Raw genomic sequence first — 565 nt, 5'->3', positions numbered from 1 at the left:
GTGCGGCGCAGTACCTGGCCGAGGGCCAGACCAAGACCGAAGTGTTCACGGTGACGCTGACCGACGACTTCGGGGCGGCGGTGACCAAGGACGTGACGATCACCATTACCGGTAGCAATGACGCGCCGACGGTGACGGCGGCAGAACTCGAAAGCGGTGCGGTGGCCGAAGACGGCACCACGGTGACCAGCGGCAGCTTCGCCTTCGGCGACGTGGACCTGGTCGATGACGCACATGTGGCCAGCGTGAGCACACCGTCCGGTGCGCTGGGTACGCTGGTGGCCAATGTCAGCGACGAGAGCACGGGCGACGCGGCGGGCAGCGTGGGCTGGACCTATACGCTGAGCAACAGTGCGGCGCAGTACCTGGCCGAGGGCCAGACCAAGACCGAAGTGTTCACGGTGACGCTGACCGACGACTTCGGGGCGGCGGTGACCAAGGACGTGACGATCACCATTACCGGTAGCAATGACGCGCCGACGGTGACGGCGGCAGAACTCGAAAGCGGTGCGGTGGCCGAAGACGGCACCACGGTGACCAGCGGCAGCTTCGCCTTCGGCGACGT

At 66.5% G+C, this 565-nt stretch carries 1 protein-coding gene; it reads left to right on the top strand.

All coding sequences use genetic code 11. The features are described 5' to 3' along the window. Positions 1 to 41: 41 nt before the first annotated feature. The coding region (locus tag AC1DWM_RS30205; RefSeq protein WP_477796907.1) for a VCBS domain-containing protein at positions 42 to 565 on the top strand (524 nt) is incomplete at its 3' end.

This window comes from Pseudomonas sp. P4_C8 (assembly GCF_056401975.1).
This window is presented reverse-complemented; position numbering and strand designations above follow the sequence as displayed.